Annotated in this window: 4 protein-coding genes; all 4 read right to left on the bottom strand. The window is 69.5% G+C overall.

Annotated elements, in window-relative coordinates:
- Nucleotides 1-190 precede the first annotated feature (190 nt).
- Nucleotides 191-1816 (bottom strand): chaperonin GroEL, encoded by a 1626-nt coding sequence (gene groL / locus WH07_RS03710; protein ID WP_046495211.1) that lies wholly within the window; start codon nucleotides 1814-1816, stop codon nucleotides 191-193.
- Nucleotides 1817-1915: 99 nt separating this feature from the next.
- On the bottom strand, nucleotides 1916-2224 hold the full coding sequence (gene groES, locus WH07_RS03705; protein WP_023539274.1) for a co-chaperone GroES: 309 nt from the start codon (nucleotides 2222-2224) through the stop codon (nucleotides 1916-1918).
- A gap of 294 nt (nucleotides 2225-2518) precedes the next feature.
- A complete protein-coding gene (locus tag WH07_RS03700) occupies nucleotides 2519-2923 on the bottom strand; it encodes a hypothetical protein (protein WP_046495207.1) in 405 nt (134 codons plus the stop codon).
- A 16-nt stretch (nucleotides 2924-2939) separates the two neighbouring features.
- Nucleotides 2940-3878: a polysaccharide deacetylase family protein gene (locus WH07_RS03695; RefSeq protein ID WP_046495205.1), complete on the bottom strand. Its 939-nt coding sequence runs from the start codon at nucleotides 3876-3878 to the stop codon at nucleotides 2940-2942.
- Nucleotides 3879-4153 lie beyond the last annotated feature (275 nt).

Here is a 4153-nt window from a genome sequence, read left to right as displayed (position 1 = left end):
GGGGGGCCGGTGGTCGTGCCGGTGTCGCGGGCGCGGGCCCGGAGACCGGGCCCGCGTCGGCGGCCGGGCACCGGGGGCCTGCCACCGGGGGCCGGGCCGGGCGGGCCGGTCCTGGAACACGCCGAAGCCCGGCTCCCCCTGAGCGGGGTGCCGGGCCTCGGTGTGACCGTACGGGCGTACGCGCCGGGTGTCAGTGGCTGTGGCCGTGACCGCCCTGAGCCGCCTCGGGCTCCTCCTCGGCCGGCTTCTCGACGACCAGCGTCTCGGTCGTGAGCAGCAGCGACGCGATGGACGCGGCGTTCTCCAGCGCCGAACGGGTGACCTTGACCGGGTCGATGACACCGGCCTTCACCAGGTCGACGTACTCGCCGGTCGCGGCGTTGAAGCCGTGGCCCTTGTCCTGCTCCGCCACCTTCGCGGTGATGACGTAGCCCTCAAGGCCCGCGTTCTCCGCGATCCAGCGCAGCGGCTCGACGACGGCGCGGCGGACGACCGCGACACCGGTGGCCTCGTCGCCCTCCTTGCCGAGGTTGCCCTCCAGCACCTTGGCGGCGTGCACCAGAGCGGAGCCACCACCGGAGACGATGCCCTCCTCGACCGCGGCGCGGGTCGCGGAGATGGCGTCCTCCAGACGGTGCTTCTTCTCCTTCAGCTCCACCTCGGTGGCGGCGCCGACCTTGATCACGCACACGCCGCCGGCCAGCTTCGCGAGGCGCTCCTGGAGCTTCTCGCGGTCCCAGTCGGAGTCCGTGGACTCGATCTCGGCCTTGATCTGGTTGACCCGGCCCGCGACGTCCCCGGCGTTGCCGCCGCCGTCGACGATGGTCGTGTCGTCCTTGGAGATGGTGACGCGGCGGGCGGAGCCCAGCACGTCGAGACCGGCCTGGTCGAGCTTGAGGCCGACCTCCTCGGCGATGACGGTCGCACCCGTGAGGGTGGCGATGTCGCCGAGCATGGCCTTGCGGCGGTCACCGAAGCCGGGGGCCTTCACCGCGACCGCGTTGAAGGTGCCGCGGATCTTGTTGACGACGAGGGTGGAGAGCGCCTCGCCCTCGACGTCCTCGGCGATGATCAGCAGCGGCTTGGAGCCACCCGCCTGGATGACCTTCTCCAGCAGCGGGAGCAGGTCCTGGATGGAGGAGATCTTGCCCTGGTGGACGAGGATGTACGGGTCGTCGAGGACGGCCTCCATACGCTCCTGGTCGGTCACCATGTACGGCGACAGGTAGCCCTTGTCGAAGGCCATGCCCTCGGTGAAGTCCAGCTCGAGACCGAAGGTGTTGGACTCCTCGACGGTGATGACACCGTCCTTGCCGACCTTGTCCATCGCCTCGGCGATCAGCTCGCCGACCTGCTGGTCCTGCGCGGAGAGCGCGGCCACGGCGGCGATGTCGGACTTGTCGTCGATCGGACGGGCGGTCGACAGCAGCTCGTCGGAGACGGCCTTGACCGCGGCGTCGATGCCCTTCTTCAGGGCGGCCGGGGACGCGCCCGCGGCCACGTTGCGCAGGCCCTCGCGGACCAGCGCCTGGGCCAGCACGGTGGCGGTGGTGGTGCCGTCACCCGCGATGTCGTTGGTCTTGGTCGCCACCTCCTTCACGAGCTGGGCACCGAGGTTCTCGTACGGGTCGTCGATCTCGACCTCACGGGCGATCGTGACACCGTCGTTGGTGATGGTGGGGGCGCCGAACTTCTTGTCGATGACGACATTGCGGCCCTTGGGGCCGATCGTCACCTTGACCGTGTCGGCAAGCTTGTTGACGCCGCGCTCGAGGGCGCGACGGGCGTCCTCGTCGAACTTCAGGATCTTCGCCATGGGAGCTTCTCTGTCCTCTCACATGAACCGCGCCCCTGTCCGCCCGGCAATCGCAGGGCGGCCAGGGGCGCGGTTCACAAGCAAACTCGAACTGGGTGATTACTTCTCGATGATCGCGAGCACGTCGCGAGCCGAGAGGACGAGGTACTCCTCGCCGCTGTACTTCACCTCGGTGCCGCCGTACTTGCTGTACAGAACGACATCGCCGACGGAAACGTCGAGCGGCAGCCGCTCGCCGTTCTCGAAACGGCCCGGACCGACGGCCAGGACGACGCCCTCCTGGGGCTTCTCCTTGGCGGTGTCCGGGATAACCAGGCCAGAGGCCGTGGTCTGCTCGGCGTCGAGCGGCTGGACCACAATGCGGTCCTCGAGCGGCTTGATGGCAACCTTGGTGCTGGCGGTCGTCACGATCCGACCTCCCCCTTCGGAGATCTCACGGGGTTAACTGTCTGAGGGTGGCGACAGGGTCGATCCGTCGTCGCGGGTGCCGGACCTGCCAGTCGCGCTTTGGCACTCTCCATGGGGGAGTGCCAGAACCGAGACTATGACCGCGATTAGCACTCGGTCAAGCGGAGTGCCAATACGGCTGCGCGTGGCGGTTTCGTCTCGACAGGAAAACGCCGTCACCAGGGCCTTGATTCCGTACGACTGTACGAACAGCGCACGCACCTGTGGACAACGCGGCGACGTTCGCGGCGACGTTCACAGCGGGCCCCCGGCGCGCACGCCCGGGCTCCCGGGCTCCGGCGCCGCGTCCGGCCGCCGCGTGTCCGCGCCCGCGGCCCACCGCTCCGTACCGCCCGCGGACCGTTCCGTACCGCCCACGGACTCGTCCGTACCGCCCTCGGATCGTTCCGCGCCCATGAGCGGCCGTTCTCCGGGGCACATCTCGCGCGGCTGGCGGGCGAGGCGTACGGCTCCCGGCCCGACCGCGCCCGGTGTGCGGTGCGAGGCGTGCGGGCTCACTTTCTGCGCCGCCTTCTGTGCCGCTTTGCGGCCGAGCCGTTCGATCGGGTCCACCGGGTCGGACGTCTGCGCGCAGCCGGCGGCGACGAGTGCGCCGGCCGCCAGTACCCCGGCCGCCATCAGCCGGTTTCCGAGCTTCATCGGAGCGCCTCCCGCCTCATACGTAGTCCTCCAGCCGGCCCACGGAGTACCCCTTGTCCGTGATCACCTTCATCACATGCCGGATCATGTCGGGCATGGAACCGGGCCACTCGTCCTGTCCCCGGAAGTGGGTCAGGATGATGTCCCCCGGGTGGATGTCCTTGTCCCACTCACGCCACTCCATGTGGTCGGGGAACGCCTCCGACGCCCAGATGGGTGCCGCCTTCACACCGCACTCCTTGGCGGCCACGAGAGTGTCGCGGTTGTAGTTGCCGAAGGGCGGCCGGAAGAGCGTGGGGCGGTGTCCGTACCGCTTCTGGAGCTTGTCCTGCTGGCCACAGATCTCCCGCTTCTGCTCCTCGTACGACAGGCCGGGCATATAGGGGTGGTTGAGGGTGTGGTTGTTGAGGGTGACCCCCTGGTCCTGCATCTGCTTGAAGTAGCCGTAGTTGTCCTTGATGACGTAGTCGCTGAGGAAGGCGCTGTACGGGATCTTCAACTCGCTCATCATCCGGAGCAGTTCGGGATCCTTCTCGGAGCCGTCGTCGATGGTCAGGAAGACGACCTTGTCCTTGGTCGGGACGGTGGTGAAGATCGGCGGCAGATCCTCGCTGTCCTCGACCTCGAAGCCCTGGCGGGTGGTGATGACCGGCTTGACGCTCGGCGGTCTGGGCGCCGGCAGCGGGGTGGCGTCGAGCCCCCACTTCTTGGCGGCGATCGCACGGGCGGCCTGATTGCGGCGGAGGTTGTCCGCGTAACCGGCGATCATCCCGGCCGGGGCCTCCTTCTGCGCGTCCGGACCGCCATGGCCGGGGGCACCGGGCTGGCCGGGGTGCGCGCCGGCGGGCCTGGGCACCTCGCCGGTGCCGGCGGTGCATCCGCAGACGACCACGCCGACGAGGAGTGCGGCCAGTACGGCGCGGCCGCGTCTGCCTCGCGCGCGCGGCGCGGCCACGGCTGCGGCCGCGCTTGCCCCTGCGCTCTGTCTGTCGCTTGTGGCTGCGTCCGCGCCCCGCCTTTCCCCCGTACCGCCCCTGCCTCCCTTCGCCGTCACCCTTGTCATCATTTCTTCGTTTTGTCGTACTAGTTGCATGGTGTCGGATCCTGTCAGCGCGGGGGGCCCGCGCCCGGACGACAGCGCCGCCGGGGCGCCCACCATCGCCCGGCTGGCCCACAATGGACCGGGTGACCGACCGCGCCTCCGTACCCCCGCACACCGCTTCTCACCTC

Source organism: Streptomyces odonnellii (assembly GCF_000981895.1).
In the GTDB taxonomy this organism is placed as follows: domain Bacteria; phylum Actinomycetota; class Actinomycetes; order Streptomycetales; family Streptomycetaceae; genus Streptomyces; species Streptomyces odonnellii.
The sequence above is the reverse complement of the archived record's forward strand: the minus strand, read 5'-3'. Positions and strand labels throughout refer to the sequence as shown.

What these genes read in the sequence shown, in the direction of transcription:
- WH07_RS03700 (WP_046495207.1), bottom strand. Translation starts at nt 2,923, where the DNA reads ATGAAGCTCGGAAACCGGCTGATGGCGGCCGGGGTACTGGCGGCCGGC.
- groL (WP_046495211.1), bottom strand. Translation starts at nt 1,816, where the DNA reads ATGGCGAAGATCCTGAAGTTCGACGAGGACGCCCGTCGCGCCCTCGAG.